The sequence below is a fragment of the Idiomarina sp. genome, assembly GCF_019431395.1.
In the GTDB taxonomy this organism is placed as follows: domain Bacteria; phylum Pseudomonadota; class Gammaproteobacteria; order Enterobacterales; family Alteromonadaceae; genus Idiomarina.
The window spans coordinates 2,370,629-2,385,759 of record NZ_CP080268.1; the positions used below are offsets into that span (position 1 = coordinate 2,370,629).

General features: G+C 45.7%; 14 protein-coding genes. 10 read left to right on the forward strand and 4 right to left on the reverse strand.

Annotated features, from left to right (window positions below):
- Positions 1-3: 3 nt before the first annotated feature.
- Complete coding sequence (locus KZ771_RS11485) at positions 4-339, forward strand: helix-turn-helix domain-containing protein (protein ID WP_290573474.1); 336 nt, start codon at positions 4-6, stop codon at positions 337-339.
- Here the strand turns inward: KZ771_RS11485 and KZ771_RS11490 are convergent.
- Positions 313-492 (reverse strand): hypothetical protein, encoded by a 180-nt coding sequence (locus KZ771_RS11490; protein ID WP_290573473.1) that lies wholly within the window; start codon positions 490-492, stop codon positions 313-315. The genes KZ771_RS11485 and KZ771_RS11490 overlap by 27 nt on opposite strands.
- A 106-nt stretch (positions 493-598) precedes the next feature.
- Here KZ771_RS11490 and KZ771_RS11495 point away from each other — a divergent pair, with 106 nt between their 5' ends.
- The gene (locus tag KZ771_RS11495; RefSeq protein ID WP_290573472.1) at positions 599-988 is read left to right on the forward strand and encodes a hypothetical protein; all 390 of its coding nucleotides are present in this window, start codon (positions 599-601) and stop codon (positions 986-988) included.
- A gap of 29 nt (positions 989-1,017) precedes the next feature.
- On the opposite strand, the gene KZ771_RS11500 is transcribed toward KZ771_RS11495, so the two are convergent.
- Complete coding sequence (locus KZ771_RS11500; protein ID WP_290573471.1) at positions 1,018-1,749, reverse strand: HNH endonuclease family protein; 732 nt, start codon at positions 1,747-1,749, stop codon at positions 1,018-1,020.
- A 497-nt stretch (positions 1,750-2,246) separates the two neighbouring features.
- Between KZ771_RS11500 and KZ771_RS11505 the strand changes: the two genes are divergently transcribed.
- From KZ771_RS11505 to KZ771_RS11540, 8 genes are all read left to right on the forward strand, one after another.
- Entirely contained in the window at positions 2,247-4,286 is a 2,040-nt protein-coding gene (locus KZ771_RS11505) for a hypothetical protein (RefSeq protein ID WP_290573470.1), read from the forward strand.
- A gap of 163 nt (positions 4,287-4,449) precedes the next feature.
- The gene (locus KZ771_RS11510; protein WP_290573469.1) at positions 4,450-4,623 is read left to right on the forward strand and encodes a hypothetical protein; all 174 of its coding nucleotides are present in this window, start codon (positions 4,450-4,452) and stop codon (positions 4,621-4,623) included.
- A gap of 21 nt (positions 4,624-4,644) precedes the next feature.
- Entirely contained in the window at positions 4,645-4,851 is a 207-nt protein-coding gene (locus KZ771_RS11515) for a hypothetical protein (protein ID WP_290573468.1), read from the forward strand.
- Between the two features lie 723 nt (positions 4,852-5,574).
- Entirely contained in the window at positions 5,575-6,138 is a 564-nt protein-coding gene (locus tag KZ771_RS11520; RefSeq protein ID WP_290573467.1) for a hypothetical protein, read from the forward strand.
- Positions 6,131-8,401 carry a hypothetical protein gene (locus KZ771_RS11525; protein ID WP_290573466.1) on the forward strand — a complete coding sequence of 757 codons (2,271 nt, stop codon included), beginning with the start codon at positions 6,131-6,133 and terminating at the stop codon, positions 8,399-8,401. Before KZ771_RS11520 ends, KZ771_RS11525 begins: the two co-directional genes overlap by 8 nt.
- The gene (locus KZ771_RS11530; RefSeq protein ID WP_290573465.1) at positions 8,398-11,310 is read left to right on the forward strand and encodes a tyrosine-type recombinase/integrase; all 2,913 of its coding nucleotides are present in this window, start codon (positions 8,398-8,400) and stop codon (positions 11,308-11,310) included. The genes KZ771_RS11525 and KZ771_RS11530 overlap by 4 nt, the downstream gene beginning before the upstream one ends.
- Positions 11,307-12,530: a hypothetical protein gene (locus KZ771_RS11535; protein ID WP_290573464.1), complete on the forward strand. Its 1,224-nt coding sequence runs from the start codon at positions 11,307-11,309 to the stop codon at positions 12,528-12,530. Before KZ771_RS11530 ends, KZ771_RS11535 begins: the two co-directional genes overlap by 4 nt.
- A 19-nt stretch (positions 12,531-12,549) precedes the next feature.
- Positions 12,550-13,017: a hypothetical protein gene (locus KZ771_RS11540; protein WP_290573463.1), complete on the forward strand. Its 468-nt coding sequence runs from the start codon at positions 12,550-12,552 to the stop codon at positions 13,015-13,017.
- 12 nt (positions 13,018-13,029) lie between these two features.
- Here the strand turns inward: KZ771_RS11540 and umuC are convergent, their stop codons facing one another.
- On the reverse strand, positions 13,030-14,325 hold the full coding sequence (gene umuC, locus KZ771_RS11545) for a translesion error-prone DNA polymerase V subunit UmuC (protein ID WP_290653580.1): 1,296 nt from the start codon (positions 14,323-14,325) through the stop codon (positions 13,030-13,032).
- Complete coding sequence (gene umuD / locus KZ771_RS11550; RefSeq protein ID WP_290569103.1) at positions 14,303-14,728, reverse strand: translesion error-prone DNA polymerase V autoproteolytic subunit; 426 nt, start codon at positions 14,726-14,728, stop codon at positions 14,303-14,305. Before umuD ends, umuC begins: the two co-directional genes overlap by 23 nt.
- Positions 14,729-15,131 lie beyond the last annotated feature (403 nt).

A 15,131-nucleotide genomic window follows, 5' to 3' on the forward strand; every position in this document is an offset into this window, starting at 1 on the left:
GCTATGAAAAAAATGACGCATGAAATGACACTGACTGACGCAGCCCGGTACGCCAATGTGTCGTACCGGACGCTTCAGCGGTGGGTAAGCAAAGGGCGCGTTAAATCGCGCCTTTTTCATGGTCGCCGCTATATCGATACGACAACACTGCCAGGCTGTCGTACGACAATGTCAGGTGACACGATGTCGTATAAGGTACTGACAGAGCTTTTGCAGATTGTTCAGTCACTGATTGATATGCAGCCGGTGAGTGATATACAAAGTATTAACCGGCGCCGTGAACTACGAGCTCAGGTTGATGCACTCCTCGTGCTACTCGATGATACGAACCGAGATTAGCGCCTGAGAGCCAAATGCTCTTGGGATATGAATGACCCGATGAATGGCAAGCGTTTCGTTGTTAAAAAAGATGTATTCGCCAATGGTGGGAATTCGGGATAATGTGATGGGTTGTGTGGCGCTATCATCCGCCAATAAAGTAACTTTAGGCACAGGAAACTCCTTTTCTTTAAAAGAAAAAGTGTAGCGTAAGGGCGGCGTCAACGACTATCCGCAAAAGGATGACAGTGCCGTACGACAATAACGACAAAGGGACGACATGACGGACAGTAATATCGTTAATAAATACACAGAAGGGCTGGAGTTCACGCCGGAGAAAACCGAGAAGGCGCTCAATGTTGCCTTCAATATACTGGATAAGTGGTCGTTCAATGATGCTGAGAAGCGAGCGACACTTGGCTTATCAGATACAGTCTCTTTGGATGATAAGTCGGTGATTGCGGAAGCTTCGGATATCAAACTGCAATTTCGCTTGTCCATTATAATTGGCTTATATGCCGATCTAAAAATACTGAGCTCATCGCATGAGCCAATGATTGCATGGTTACAGCGTCCGCTTCCAAACGGCAAGGTACCTATTGATGTGCTGATGTCTGATAATTACCCGGAAATGCTCAACCTTCGTCGGACGGCGAAAAGTCTACGATAACCGCTTAAGTCCCGTATGAATGACAGGTTTTATTTTGCGCAAAGCTTTTGTCGGAGGTTGCGAACCTTATCTTGATAGCTTTTCTCCAGTTCGTAAGTTATCAATACTCGCAAATACCGGGTCACATAGTTGCAATGGTAGGCTTCGTTGGGTGGTAGCCATTCGAGTACTGATTTAGCGCCCTTTGATTGATTGGTACCATCATCGACTACAAGTAAATTGATAGGGTCATTCGCAAAACGCTCCCGCTTTTCATCGCTCCAGGACGATGCACCGGTATCCCAGGCACGTTTCAGAGCCACAACATGGTCGACGTCCACATCGGAGCTGTTAAAGAATATTCTACCGGTGTAAGGGTCATTCCAGCGGCCACGGACTACCCGACAGTTATCATCTGAGTAATGAACCGGACCGGTGGATAGTTTTTCCAGTAATTCATGGCGCTCGTTTAAACAGTCGCCGTCTTTATCAACCCAGTGGTTAAAAGCGCTACGCTGATAGCCTGTGGGCTGTGAGTTTGTCTTTCGATATTTATAGCCTTTGGGTAATCGTCCACCGCTTTTGAGACAAGCATCAAGTGTGTCGTAAGGCGTGAAGTTTTTGGTTCTCGAATACCAGCGACTGTCTTCAGCATGACAAATCCCGCTGTTACTTTTCTTTATAACGTTGTCGCTTGCCTGTATCGGTAACGCAAAACAGGCTGTGATAACTAGCCAAATTGCCGTGACAGATGCTTGTTGCAAGAAGCGAATTTTCATCATTGTTAATGAACCCGTAGATACCTAAAGAAAAGCGAAAACAAAAATAATAATTTTTGGCGCAGTTGCGTTGCCGACATAGTCATCGTCTTTTTGCATACTCAATCTTGCTCAATGCAGAGCAAAAACAAAGGAGATATGCAATGTTAATGAAAGTATACGGTAAGACACAGGCAAGTAAAGGTGATGCAGGCTGGCCTAGCAAAACCGGAGGTAAGTCCGGTGGTGGTCGCAGAAATGCATGATAATCTGGTAGTTAACCTTAAGCGCCTGCGGGCGCTTTTGGAGGTCGGTCATGCAATTTAGTAAAGACAAAAGCATTAACCGAATGGTGCAAGAGCTGATAAGACATAAAGGGTGGTGGTTAAAAAAGGGGAAGCGGCATCTGGCGGTTGTCTCGCCAGCAGGCGCGAAGCTCCCCGTCCCTAGTACTCCGAGTGACTGGCGAGCATCGCGAAACTTTAAAAGTGAAATGAACAAGTTAAAGCATGGAGGCTTACATGAATGATATAGAGCGCCCTGAATTTGCAAATCCCCTGGATGTATTAAAAGTTTGGATACACGGCTTGGGTATTACTTTGAACAATAAAGAAAAAAAGGAACTGAACAATCAATTTCTCGCTTACAACCGCTACCACTATATTGTTGATGAGCTTATCGTGAGCCGATTAAAAGGCGTGGTTAGCCACGAGTACCTTTCAGTATTAAAAAGCGCAGCTGAGTCAGCCATAAATTACCGACTAGAAGACTGTGCTACGGTTGTGTTTGAGAGGCTCACCTGTTCAGAGGCTGAGCAACTGATTGTTGAGGAGCTTTTACCGAGCATTTTCGCTGAGTTTTTGCTCCACATTCAGTCCAGCCAACCAGAGCTTGTCAGCCCATTAACACTGCTCGCTGAAGATGATAACCACCGGTCAGTGGCCAGAGCGCTGCAGGCACTCAAAAAAGATGCGCACTGGTCTGCATTTTATGAGTCGTTACCGAAAGAGGATAAAGACAAATTAGTCCGCTGGGGTAACACCGAACTACCGTCACTTAATAAAATTAACGAGATGTTTGCAAGCGACATGCTCACAACAGGAGTTCAAGCCTACTATAAGACGGCTTTATTGCACGCAAGGATCATCGACACAATGAAGGTGAAGCCACGGTATAAGCAACTACTGGCGGCAACACGGCTGAAGTTATTTAATCAGGATAGTCGTCCGGTTTTGGATATCTGGCGAAATCACTTTACGAAAGGGCGCGAAACGTATCATCGTGACGTGCAGTCTCTTATTAACCAGTTTTCATCGGGGCGCGACCCATTAAACGACAACACTTATTTGAATGACCTTAATCGCCTCAGGACAAAACTCATGAGCGATGAGCGCGGGTGGTCTTATGTATTTCACTGTGACTGGCTAATAGCGCGTTACTTAACAATGAACGGCGACTTAAAAGGTGCCTGTCACACTTACGTAAAAATTCTCGACTCGGTTGCGTTTCTTATAGGACCATTACATGCTGACTTGTTGACAGATGCGCTGACCGCGGCATCGATGTTTGGCACCCAAGGTCATTCAGTGCTACTGAAAAAAGCCAAGAACCTGGCAATTTTGTTGAATTTAGATTTGCCTCATGACCACCCTGACGAATGGCCGCGCACTGCGCTAACAACGATCGCAGACTTTGTTAAACCTTATGAAATTGAAACCTTACAAAGCCAATTAAAGCATGACTTTCCCGAAGCCAAAATTAATTGGAAGAGCCATCCGGATCCATTTGTTGTAGCCGGTGACATCAGCTTTACCGAGCCGAATCGGTATTCACGTTTTGGAGATTCGGATATTCGCATTGAACAGATTTGCCAAGCGGTTATGTTACGTGATTATGATGCGTTTGAAACGCTTTTAGATGAGGCGTCCATCTCAATAGGCAGAAAGTTGAACCGTGGGCATAATCCTTTGGTCATTGCGCTACAAAATTTTGCACAGTCCTCAACTCAAGAAGACCGAGGTGTGGTGCTAAACCTTCTTGCAAAGCTTCGAGAAGAAAGAGCCAGCAACAAGCCGGCGGTACCTAAGTTATTGGCAATGCGAACAGATAAGAAGAAACTAACATGTCTGGGGCTTGCTATAGCCACCGGTGATAGCGAGATTGTCGCTGAGCTATTAGAGCTTGGCGTACCTCCATCTCAGCGTCACTTAGAGCAGTTAGAAAGCCCGCTTTTGACAGCTTTGAAACGTCTATTTGATGCTAAGATGTCTTCAGTGCGTTCAGAAGAAAAAGAGCAGCATGCACGGGATATTATTATGATGTTACTGGATAAGGGAGCGGATCCAAATGCAAAACATAACTTGCCAGGACCAGGCTACACAGCGTTAGCACTTGCTGCTGAAATGAATGAAGTCGATATCCTCGAGGTGATGTTCAAAAAAGGGGGCGATCCTAACGCCACTTACTTAGATCCGATTGAAAAACGGTTAATAAACCTCAAAACAGTGGCGCAATATTATCAGTCAAACGGCGCGTTTGCGTTGCTAGAATCTTTGACTTAGTCATCAGCAGCATACACCGCTCGATACGATCTTGTATCGTGCGGTGTATGCTCTTGCCATTTTTGCGCGCCTCTACTTTAATAATAGTCAGTACCGCGTACGCACAGGCTGAATCTATTCATGCTCATGAATAAGCTCGGTACTTAAGCAAAGGAGTAGCAATATGGAGAGTCAGAACCAACCCGCGAAGCGAAAAAACGACGACAGTCAGCAAGTGCCTGCAAGCGACTACAGTCTCGAGGAGCTTCTGGCTAATAGCTCCCGTGAAGATTTTTTATTGAGTGCTGAAGATGAGCTCTGGCTAGACGGCCCGTTGATCGAAAAAAGCAACGGTTAACTTTATTGTTCAGAAGAAAGTATGAAAAATTATTTAATTGATGTGCGTTTCCGCAATGCTGACGGTTTTGAAGAAACTAGTACTGAGCGGATAAAAGACGGCGATAGTCAAGAGCAGGCTAAGGCAATTGCTCAAGCAAGGGTTGCGTCTCAAATTCAGAATTCGATGGTGGCATATAGTTTTCTATTATTCTTTGCTGAGGCTGATCGCCCATGGCATCTTTCATAAAGGCATTTTTTCTCCAGTCGACAGCATGGCCGTTTTTTAAACGTGACTACAAGCTTATCCGATGCGATTCAATCTTTGTTTTTCGGCCTCTTTGGGAAAACGTAAAGTGTTAGCGCATCTACTGAATCGCCACTGCTGAGCATTATCAATTACACCCAATAGCGCATTTATCCCAAAATCTTGAACCATCCCGCCCTGCGTGTTTCACGACATTTGGAACTACCGCAACATCAGTCTATTTCTTAGCAGTTGACTTGGATTCATCACAAACGTAAGTCTCGTTAGTTTCTTGTTTAAAATTGATTAGCCAGACAAAAATTTTGGTGAATAAAACTTACTCAAACAAATAGTTTTCCACTATTGGACAGCAGAAAAAAGGTCTCTCTGCGAAAGTTTCATCTGTGATTTATGCGTTAAATTCATCAGGTCAAATTTTTATTGAGCTAAGTTTTGTTAATTCTTAGGAACTTTAAGAATTTTTAGGAATAAACCGAGCGATTATTATGATTTTAAGTAATTAATAGATAATTCAAACGGTTAAGTGGGTTTAAAGTCTCTCTCTAGGTTTCTACACGATACCTGCGCATCGTGTAAAAACTATAGTTTTAAGGGTTTATTGGTGAAATTAACGTTTAGCTCCAAGAAGATCATGTTTAAGGTGCTTGATCCCCGTTGTGGCTCCTGCTAACTCTTTATTTAGACTGGGATAAAAGAGGTGAACGAATGAAAGAATCGATCGAAAAACTTGAAGTTAGCAATATCAACTGCATACCGCTACCTACTCTTACACTCGTCGAGTCACGAATGAAACGTTTAGTCGACTATGTTTTGCAAGCAAACAAGCTATCGCTTCTGCTTGAGCACATCGACTTCGCTCGAGTCTATCGCATTCGCGACAAATACTACTTTGTTCAGCATTATTTTTTATTTGCCGAGCTCGCATCACGCTCGTTGTCTATTGAGCTTGAGTTTGTCGTAGTTCCGCTGAAGCGGTCGGTAACGCTCGCGCAATTGCGGGAAAAAATACTTCACCAAATAGAAGCAGAATCACTGATAACGACGGACGCGAAAGTCGCTTATGCGCTGTCCTACTCAATTGACCGTAGTGCGACGCTATTTCGCCAAGTGGATTACACAAAAATCTTGAAATGCCATCGTCGTGCTCTGCGACAAAAAGATAAGCTATTTGAAAAAACAGATGTGGCGACAGAAACGCAACCTTCATCAGTTGATGTAGACGCGCTTTTAAACGATGTGCCGTTCCTCAAGGAGCAGCGCAATGGATGAGCTCATCAATCAGTATTTCAATCTACCGACGGGTTTAGTTATTGAAGAGTATGCGAGCCGGCTGTCGTTAGTGTGCGACACGATACTTGATATCGATGAGTCTTCGATGCAGCAGCGCAGCGAAATCAGCAAGATAGCGGATTATTTAAAGCAATTTTCTGATGCGGGCATAGTGAACTACGAGCGAAACGACTTCGTGGGTGAACTCGAAACACACGCATTTTCAACAACCTTAATGCTTATACGCGAGGTTGAAGAAAAGAGTGAATCTTTTGAAAGCTTTGCGCTGCAATGCGCGCTGATTGCGCGAATGTGGCTGACGCGCGGACCGGAGGATTACAATGCTTTTCTGCAGTTTTATAAAACACTAATAAAGATAGAAAAGCCACTCCCTTTCACAAAGAATTTTGTCGCACGAGCGAGTGTGTATGAGCTCCAGGTAGAGCTAAAAAAAGTGGCCAAAAATCGTGACGATAAGGCACTCGCCGACTTAGCCTCTTTTTATCAACCAGCGCGTGAGCGAGAAGCAACGAAAACTGGTAAGAGTTTTTATGCAGCAGCAAGCTTCATAAAGCGCAGTACGCTACTGAGTGAAAACGTCGCTGTTGAGCAAGTCGATGCGGTCGATGAATATGGCGAGCACATTGACAGTAGGCTGCATGTCACTCCAAATCTTACAAAACTCAGTCATCAAGAATATGCACTGTATAACAAGAAAAGAGTGGGGTTACAGCGCGCGTTGTATAACGCAGAACTAGCTCTTGTGTGGAGCCTGAAAGCGGCAACACATGCTGAATTGGTGGTGTTATTAAACTCAATTGACAGAAATCTTCTGAGCGGGCGAATTAGTCAAATAGATGAACAGACATCAATGTACTTATTCTGTTTTTTTGCGAAGCTGTTTGGCTTGGCCGATCCCTTCTCATTAACACTTGTGAACGTGCTCTCGCCACAATTTAGTGAACGAGACATAATACCCGGCTCACTAACTTACAAAAGAAGCGGAAAAAAGCAGGCGGAAAATGAAATTAGCGAAGCCAGCTTAACGTTAAACACACGGCTTGTAGATGTTGCTGGACCGTTAGGAATAGCCGAGCGACATCATTATTACACAAGAGCCTCTATTACACTTAAGTTATTAGAGCCACTATTCTCACTGTTTGAAAAAGCCTTATCTGTAGTCGAGCCTGATAACCGCAATCACAAATCACTTGCACATGCATTCAAACTAACTTCAACGGATTATTCGCGCTGGCTAAATCGTAAAATTAACGAGTGTGGTCTTAAAAAGTTTGGGTTGACCCCCCTCGCTTTCGAAGGTGCTTTTTTACACAGTGTTCGCGAGGAACTGCCAGAGGTAACGTTGAACTTACTGCGGCAACAAAGCTCTGTCCAGCAGCATTATGTACACCAGTCGCACAAAGAAATTGTAGCGCAAATAAATCACTCGTGGAGTCGTTTTCTACTGAAGCTTGACTTTACCCGCATCACACGAGGTGACGCCGCATCTCACTCTAAACATCTTGACCATGCGGGCTCCGAGTTAACCTTAAGAGGCGGCCTGTTAAAAGCAGTTTTACAACAAACCGCGGAAAAGGCGGCTTTGATGATGAAAGCGTCAAAACCAGGTTCGCACGCTCAAGCATTTAATGAGCTAGCTTTTTACGCTTATTTGCGAGTAGCGATGACAGTAGGCCTGCGACCCGTTACAGAGCCACTTCCTTCTCGCGAGCATTTTTCTGCAAAATTAAACCTGATTTCAGTCAAAGACAAAGCTGTGCACCACAAACATGAGCGCCGGCTCATTGTTCTGACGTCGCAATTGTGCTTGTTGATTGAAAGGCAATTGGAAGCAGCGGATGGGATGGCAGAAAAGCTCGCAATTAGCAGCCCTTCGATGGTTATATCGAGATTAACAGCTGAAAGTAAATGGGAGCACTTTTCTAGTGCGTTTGTTGAGAAAAAGTTGAGCACACTCTTGAGCGCTCCGGTAAAAACACACTCGCTCCGTCATACGGCAGCACAAAGCTTTCTCAAACAGTCAGTAAATAAACGCAATTACTCGCAGAGTGCAATGAATCTTTTCATGAATCACGCGCGTGCCAACGCTTACGCGCTGAGCAACCACAGCATAAATTCAATTAGTGAATATTCGAAGTGCCAACAACAACTGTTAGAGCAAGCTGACGATGCTGAGCTTGATGAGGTTGACGCGCAAGCTCTCGAGCTATTAAACAAATTGAATAGTGGGGTGAGGGCATGACAATCGAGCTTGATTTTTTTGTTGAGGTGCTCAACACAGAGCAAAAAACTGTTCGTGGGTGCGCCGGCTTTGCCTATCAAGTCATAACTTCTCAGTGCGAAAAAGCGCTAGTAACGCCCCATAAGCTGCCAAAACGCTACTTCGTAGAGCGTGCGAGAACGGTTTATAGAAAAGCGAATAGAGCTCAGGAAGAAGACGCGCTTCGCTTATGTTTTGGAGCGCTTTTCGAGTATTGCGCTCAGTTCAATGATGCTCTCATTCCGCCGCCTTTAACGCTGTCGGTCGAACAGAAGATAACGGTCATTAACGATAACTCCCCGGCGTTAGGGCTTGTCGATGCGCTTGAGGAGATGCTTGAAGTTGAGTTATCTAAAAAGCAATCAGCGACGACGCGCGCAATGCTTTTATCGCTATTGCTTGCCAGGCATGCAGCCATATGCTCAAAGCAACAGCTAAACACATTTTTGAGCGCAGATGTTGCTGATTTAACAATTTTTAAAGATGCACAATTTGCCGCGCTTTCGTTAAAAAAAGACAGAGTCATCTTTGATGCGGTTGCTTTGCGCACTTTCACGCTTTTGAAGTCGTTGCCGGCACAGGCAACTGCAACTAAGTCGATATCTGAAGCGTTATCGAGTGTATTTCAGCGTTATGCGTTAGAGCGACATTTGAGCACACAGCTAACGCTAACGCAGGCGCTCGAAGCACTTTCATTTACGACGCAGAGTATCGCCGCAGAAAGCTTCTCCAAGCTATATACACCGCTCAGCGATGCAAGTTTTGCACGCGCAATTACCGGCGCCGGGGCGGTTGACGGTGAAATAAAAACAAATCAACGAGCACAGCGGAGAAGAAACAAGCGAACAGTAAAAGAGCTTATGTCGCTAGAAAAGCTGACAGAGCTTTTTGATGAGCATAGCCAACGACAGTTGAGCTTCGACGCACGTACTCAGTCAGCCGACTCTGAGCTGATTCATGTAGTCCGAAAAAGCGTTCAAGCTTATGCAGACGCAGATGAAAAACAGCAGCGCAACTCGTCAGCGTTTAATCAACTTAAAAAGAGCCTTGTTGATTTACTCAATGTGGCTTACACAAGTTCTAGAAAAGTCAGCTTTGTCGCTGTAGCGATAGCAACATACATAACTGACTTAATGCTGCATGGCGGCAACATAAAAGAAAAGCTTGCTGTAAGCACGATTGAAACGTACCTATCGACGCTTAGTGTATTTGCTTGCGATGCATGGTCTGATGAAGCGCTTCTGGCTGAGGCTCAGGAATCGCACGAAGCACTTGAGGAGCTGAGTGAGGACGTTGCAGACACGCTCAGCGAATTAGCAGATGCCAGTAAACAAAGCACTGCCCTTGGCTTTTTGCAGTATTTATCTCAAACAACGCGTATTAAATTATTCGATGCAAACGAGTTAGAGTATCTCGGAGCTGGCACTTGTGAAACACGTGCGCATTACATCCCGTCGCAGGACTTAAACGGGGCTTGCGAGAGTTTTCTTTCAAAAGCCAATACTCCTGAACGTTGGCAGTTTGTTATTTTTGCGCAACTTGCGTATTGCGCAGGGCTGCGGCGAAAAGAAGCGAGTTTGCTTGAAACAAGTGACGTCAGTATTGAGTTAAAAGCACTCTATGTTACCCGTCTTATAAAACGAAAAACATTAAAAGCCGTTCGGCGGTTTCCGCTGTGTTTGCTCCCTTTAGATTTGGTTGAGCGACTGGAAAGTTATATCGGTGAGCGAGAAAGAATAGGGCGAGATACGCTTTTTGATGACTACGTTTTAAGTGCACTCAACGATGACTTTATGCAGGCGCTGCGAACGAAATGTGCTAATGAAAACCTGGTCTTTCACTCGCTGCGCCACAGCGCTGCTAATAACCTTGTATTTCAGTTGTCGCTTTGCTGCTCACCGCAGTTAAAAGCGTATCGAGATAGCGTATTCTTTCTCAAAGCAGACATTCTTTCGGATAAGCAACTTGAGCGAGTTACACAAGAACTCGAAGCGCTTGGCCGGCCACCTAATAATTTCTTCGCAACGTTAGATACAGTCGCGCAAATGATGGGGCACGTTAGTCCGGTCGTCACCGCGACAAGCTACTTGCATTTGCTCGATGTTTTGTTCTTCATGAAAAATAGCCTGCGAAGTCAATCGCTCAGCACTGATTCCATGGCCTCGCTCTTACCAGACACTAACTACCGATTCGATTTCAAAAAACGATACGAAGCGACTAGGGGTTTACGTGAGGCTGAAAAGCTGTTGTTTAAAACCTTCACAAGAGGGCTACCGGAAGCGCATGTTTTCGAGACACAAGAGGTGCTACCAGAACAACGGGTTAAGCAATCATCTCCTACGTTCAGTGATTATTTGACCGAGTTAACGCACTATAAAACCGTATCAAATATACATTTTGATAACGCTTTGCGGGAGCATTTTGAAGAATGTGCAGCGTCCATCGACATCTGTTTTCTACAAGAAAAACCGTTCACGTCAAAAATCTGGGTAAGCCTAGTCGACACGCTATCGATGGCAACATGGAGTGCGAGAAATACCAAGGCAATTAGCACGTTATCTAAGACATCAAGTCAGGGAGTTATAACCAGACTACGCGATGCTGAACGTCATTTGCGAGCGCTAAATCTGATCGGGCTGAGCCAGTCGAAAGTAACGCTGTACCTGCCAGATGAAAGCCGGTCTGAACAAGCTAAAAAATGGGCAGTGATGATCAAAAAACTTGGGTTCACCGTGCTGCCTGTCACTGATGATAACCAAAAGGGCGCATCGATAGCCTCGAAACCCCACGGCCTGCGATGGCCGCTTTGGCGCTACCTTCCCGGCATTTTATGTATTTTAACTTCATATCTTAACTTTCAACAAAATGTGTCACCTGTGGAGCAATCATGACAATAAAAGTTATCGTGTCTCATGACGAATTTTGCAGAGCCGCAAAGCTGCTTGCGACGGCTGTGTCGCTACAAAATAATGACAATGAGCAACGGGCTAATGTTATTACGCTTATTTGCGATGCCAGTGCTGAAACAATTGAGCTGAAAACCCAAGCTCAGGAGCTCATTGCGTCTGCTGTTTTAGATATTAGTGATGGCAATATCGAAGACGATTTGTGGTTAGAGCTTGACGCGGTCTTTCTCTCTACGTTGCTCGAAAAAACGAAGCGCGACCGGCATGTTCAAATCGATATTGATACGCAATGTATGTCGATGAGCATTTCTTCCGGCAAGTTGCTCGAGTGTAACTTATTCTCACCGATAGAATTTATCCGTATCGACGATAGCGCCACGTTTAATCAAAATATTCGTTTGATAAATTCGCTCGCTGATTATGATTTTGAGCCTAGTATGGACGAAAAGGCTTTCAGTGCCTCGGTATCAAAGGGGAGTTGTAAGCTATTGAAAGCCGTTGATGAGTTTAATACGGCACAACATGCAACGGTTGCTGACCATGTCAGCGTTATGTTTTCAAAAGATAAGGCATTTGTTGATTCGACTAACTTTCATGCAAGCTTTGAACTTCTTCAAAGTGAGGAAGAGCAGTGCGCGGTTCTGAATGCCGCGTCATTTAAAGCATTTCAGAAAGTGATTAATCTAATGCATATATCTCGAGATGCGAAGCTGTCGATGCAGTTAACTGACCAGCGCATAATACTTGAAACTGAAAAAAGCTTTGCATCAATAACAACGAAAGATTTAAGTCACCGCCCCGAATCTATCTCCCCGCCACACGCGAGCGAGCAACGTATTTGTCTCAATGTGTTTGAGACGATTGAGGCGTTAAAGAAACTCGATGCGAAGCAAAAAAAGAGTGAAGACTTCGTGTTTGTGTCGCCTGTCGTTCGAAACGAAACTTCTCAAGTTTTGTTTGAATCAGAGCCGGAGTCCGGACAACTCACATCACGTGTTAATCATGTCGCAGACTTGCCAGATTTCGATGAAATAAAGACGCTTCGACAGCCGCTTTTAGCAGCAATTAAAATGCTCATTGACGACGAGTTCGTGTATCTCCAAGCGCTTGAGGCTGATTCAACTGAAATTATTGTTGTTAACAAGTTACAGACTAAATATGCCGCAATACAAAAACTACCCCATCAAGCGGGTAGCGTAGATTGAATAGCTTTGGAGTAAAAAAATGGCAAAACACAATGTGTGGTCGAAATCCATGGGCCGTTACTTAAAAGCAAATTATTACAAACGAACAGCACGGCAAATAGCAGGGCGGCTGGAGGTTTCCAAAGCCGCCGTTATGCGACGGGCAAAAAGACTAAGTCTTGGCTCAAAAGCATACGCGGCGACATCGGAGCGCCGTGCTTATAATGATGATGAACTCAGGTTCATACAAGAAAGTGCAGGAAAGCTCAGTATTGAAAAGGTTGCTGAGCATCTTAATCGTTCGTCAGATGCTGTCCGGCAAAAGGCGAATCGGATGAATTTGTTGACTGCGACAAAAGTAAGGCCGTTCACGGAAGAGGAGCTTAATTTTATAAGAGACAATATTGCGTCGATGTCTTATCGCGAGATTGCTACTATGCTCAATAGAGGTGAAGAGCAGACGCGTTGGTATGCCCGCAAACTTGGTTTAAAGCGCCCTCGCTCTTAAGTCAAAATCTCATCATCGTACTTTAGGTATATCAGTCCAGCGAGTGGTGTAGGCGGGCGATAACCGCTCGCGCTTCACCTGCCAGTCCTTCGTTTTCTTCTGGGATGCAAAATACACGCTACCGGTTTTGGCCCGGTTGAGCTTATCAAGCACGTCCATCAGTGCCTTACTGTTTGGTTTTGACTTATTGGTTTCAAACAACGAGGGCTGAAACACGCCGGGGGCATAAAAATCACCGATCATGACACCGGCTTTGGCGTAATAAAAGCCGGGGCGATAAATGCGCTCGGACAGGTCGCGGGTGAGCGCCAAAAGCTCCCGGCTGTCCTGTGTCGGTACCGATAATGTGTGCGTTGCGCTGTTGCCGTATTGCGGGTTGTTTTGACGAAACGGGTTGGTGCGCATAAACACCGTCAGTTGCCGGGCGCACTGCTTCTCGCTGCGTAATTTTTCAGCGGCGCGGGTAATAAAATTGCTGAGCGCGCTTTGAACGGCATCAAGTGTCAGTACCGGCTGCCCGAAGCTGCGCGATACAACGATTTGTTTTTTCTGTGACGGCACTTGCTCAAGCGACAGGCACGACTCCCCGCGAAGCTCGCGGGCGGTGCGCTCGAGTACTACCGAGAACTGTTTGCGCAGCGTTTTTAAGTCACACTCAGCGAGCTGTAATGCGGTTGTGATACCCATGGTGTTAAGTCGGGCAGCAATACGGCGCCCAACACCCCACACCTCATCAACCGGTGTGATAGCAAGCAGGCGGCGCTGCCGTGCTCTCTCACTTAAATCGACCACACCGCCGGTTTTCGGGTATTGCTTGGCGCCGTAATTCGCCAGTTTTGCGAGCGTTTTTGTCGGCGCAATACCGACACAGGTCGGCATGCCCACCCAGCGCAGAATTCTGTTTTTTAATTCATGACCAAAGGTATCAAGCGATACCGCGCGCTCGACCCCAGTCAACTCAGCAAAGGCTTCGTCAATGGAGTAAACCTCTAAGCTCGGCACTATCTGCTCAATGGTTGTCATCACACGGTTGGAGATATCGGCATACAGTGCATAATTGGATGAGAATACTTCAATACGGTGCTCGCGGATGAGCTCGTCGATTTTAAACAGCGGCGCCCCCATTTTGATACCCAGCGCCTTGGCCTCCGCCGAGCGGGCAATGGCGCAGCCATCGTTGTTTGAGGCGACAATGACCGGCCGCTCCCGTAAGTCGGGTCGAAATAACCGCTCGCAGGAGACATAAAAATTGTTGCAATCAATCAGCGCAAAACATGGCTTTCGCTTAGCGGCAGCGGTGGATGACATGACTGACGACCCCGAAAACATCAAGCTCGGCATCACTGCCTAAACGAATGGGCGGATAATCCGAGTTATGGGACAAAAGCGCAGGATAGGGTTTAAGCTGAAGCGCTTTAACGGTGAGCTCGCCATTTAAACAGGCAATAATGATATCACCAGCCTGAGCACTCAGCGCGCGGTCGACCACCAGAATGTCGTTATCGTGAATACCTGCGCCTATCATTGACTCACCGCTCGCCCGCACAAAATAGGTAGCTGCGGGATGTTTAATGCAAAGCTCATTCAAATCAAGCTGCTGCTCCACGTAATCCTGCGCAGGCGAGGGAAAACCGGCTTGCACCGTTTCCAGTAAGTACGGAATTTGCACGCGCGGGAACACGCCCGAACGACTGATGATATCAACTTTCATACGACCTCAAGCACTGTATGTATAGACAGTATATTTGTTCGTGCAAAATTCGCAACTGCTGTTTTTATCTTGGCTGAGGCTGTCTCTCTTATTAAGCTGAAATCAGGATTTCTTTAGTCAAATAAAGCGTCGTGGTCCTGACTTTTTCGAAGTTTAGCAGGCGGTATTTCATGACATTGAAATGATTTATAACCCAACCCGAGGTATACGGAAATAGAAGGGTGTCGCTCAGCAACGTTTAGCGTCAACACGGCTGGAGGTAGATGGTGTGGAAGTTTCAGGCTTGAACAATTAGGCTTAAACTATGACAGAAACGGCGAAATGAGCCGAAAAATAAAGGGGCTACCTTTCCAGGCAGCCCCTTCCAGAACTCATTGCATCTTGGTCACCGCCGGGTTGACTT

Excerpts from the sequence above, each read along its gene's own strand:
- KZ771_RS11485 (WP_290573474.1), top strand. The coding sequence starts at position 4 with ATGAAAAAAATGACGCATGAAATGACACTGACTGACGCAGCCCGGTAC.
- KZ771_RS11495 (WP_290573472.1), top strand. The coding sequence starts at position 599 with ATGACGGACAGTAATATCGTTAATAAATACACAGAAGGGCTGGAGTTC.
- KZ771_RS11500 (WP_290573471.1), bottom strand. The coding sequence starts at position 1,749 with ATGATGAAAATTCGCTTCTTGCAACAAGCATCTGTCACGGCAATTTGG.
- KZ771_RS11505 (WP_290573470.1), top strand. The coding sequence starts at position 2,247 with ATGAATGATATAGAGCGCCCTGAATTTGCAAATCCCCTGGATGTATTA.
- KZ771_RS11510 (WP_290573469.1), top strand. The coding sequence starts at position 4,450 with ATGGAGAGTCAGAACCAACCCGCGAAGCGAAAAAACGACGACAGTCAG.
- KZ771_RS11515 (WP_290573468.1), top strand. The coding sequence starts at position 4,645 with ATGAAAAATTATTTAATTGATGTGCGTTTCCGCAATGCTGACGGTTTT.
- KZ771_RS11520 (WP_290573467.1), top strand. The coding sequence starts at position 5,575 with ATGAAAGAATCGATCGAAAAACTTGAAGTTAGCAATATCAACTGCATA.
- KZ771_RS11525 (WP_290573466.1), top strand. The coding sequence starts at position 6,131 with ATGGATGAGCTCATCAATCAGTATTTCAATCTACCGACGGGTTTAGTT.
- KZ771_RS11530 (WP_290573465.1), top strand. The coding sequence starts at position 8,398 with ATGACAATCGAGCTTGATTTTTTTGTTGAGGTGCTCAACACAGAGCAA.
- KZ771_RS11535 (WP_290573464.1), top strand. The coding sequence starts at position 11,307 with ATGACAATAAAAGTTATCGTGTCTCATGACGAATTTTGCAGAGCCGCA.
- KZ771_RS11540 (WP_290573463.1), top strand. The coding sequence starts at position 12,550 with ATGGCAAAACACAATGTGTGGTCGAAATCCATGGGCCGTTACTTAAAA.
- umuC (WP_290653580.1), bottom strand. The coding sequence starts at position 14,325 with ATGTCATCCACCGCTGCCGCTAAGCGAAAGCCATGTTTTGCGCTGATT.
- umuD (WP_290569103.1), bottom strand. The coding sequence starts at position 14,728 with ATGAAAGTTGATATCATCAGTCGTTCGGGCGTGTTCCCGCGCGTGCAA.